Here is a 1116-nt window from a genome sequence, read left to right on the forward strand (position 1 = left end):
ATAGAACTGGGTGCGGTCACGTATTGACTAGAGGAAAGTTCACCAATATAAGACGTCCCTCAGACACCGAAACAAGAAAGGAATACGCACATGTCACAGTTACTAGATAATATCCTATCTCGGTCCAATATGCTTGAAGCCTACAATCAAGTTAGAGCTAATAAAGGTTCTGCTGGAATTGATGGCGTAACCATTGACGAAATAGATGACTATCTCCGCAAACACTGGCGTTCAACTAAAGAACTCATAAAGCAGAGGAAGTACAAACCTCAGCCAGTTTTACGAGTTGAAATTCCCAAACCTAACGGCGGAGTCCGTCAGTTAGGTATCCCAACGGTCATGGATAGAATGATACAACAAGCTATTGTCCAAGTCATTAGTCCTATTTGTGAACCCTATTTCTCTGAGAGGAGTTACGGATTCAGACCCAATCGATCATGCGAACAAGCTATTATCCAGTTATTAGAATACCTTAATGACGGTTATGAGTGGATAGTAGACATAGACCTGGAGAAGTTCTTTGATACCGTTCCTCAAGATAGACTGATGTCGCTTGTTCATAACATTATCCAAGATGGAGATACAGAATCTTTAATTCGTAAGTACCTTCATTCAGGTGTAGTCATCAACGGACAACGGTATAAAACACTAGTTGGAACTCCACAGGGAGGAAACCTATCACCGCTCCTGTCCAATATCATGCTTAATGAGCTAGATAAAGAGTTGGAAAATCGTGGACTTCGCTTCGTTCGCTACGCAGATGACTGCGTCATCACAGTCGGTAGTGAGGCGGCGGCTAAACGTGTGATGCATTCAATTAGTCGTTATATTGAAAAACGATTAGGTTTGAAAGTCAACATGACCAAGACCAAGATTGTGAGACCGAGCAAATTAAAGTACCTAGGATTTGGGTTCTGGAAATCATCTGAGGGCTGGAAAAGTCGTCCGCATCAGGATAGCGTACAGAGTTTCAAGAGAAAACTCAAGAAACTAACGGCCCGTAAGTGGAGTATTGACTTAGACAGCCGAATTGAGCGACTAAACTGGGTCATCCGAGGTTGGATAAACTACTTTTCTATGACGAACATGAAATCAGTCATGGAAAGCATTGATGAA

The 1116-nt window shown here is 42.2% G+C and carries 1 protein-coding gene; it reads left to right on the top strand.

Features of this window, described 5'->3' with window-relative positions; all coding sequences use genetic code 11:
- Nucleotides 1-90: 90 nt before the first annotated feature.
- Nucleotides 91-1116: group II intron reverse transcriptase/maturase (gene ltrA, locus K6V48_RS11615; protein WP_222369857.1), on the top strand; the 1026-nt coding region annotated here is incomplete at its 3' end.

This window comes from Streptococcus suis (genome assembly GCF_019794555.1).
Classification (GTDB): domain Bacteria; phylum Bacillota; class Bacilli; order Lactobacillales; family Streptococcaceae; genus Streptococcus; species Streptococcus suis_AB.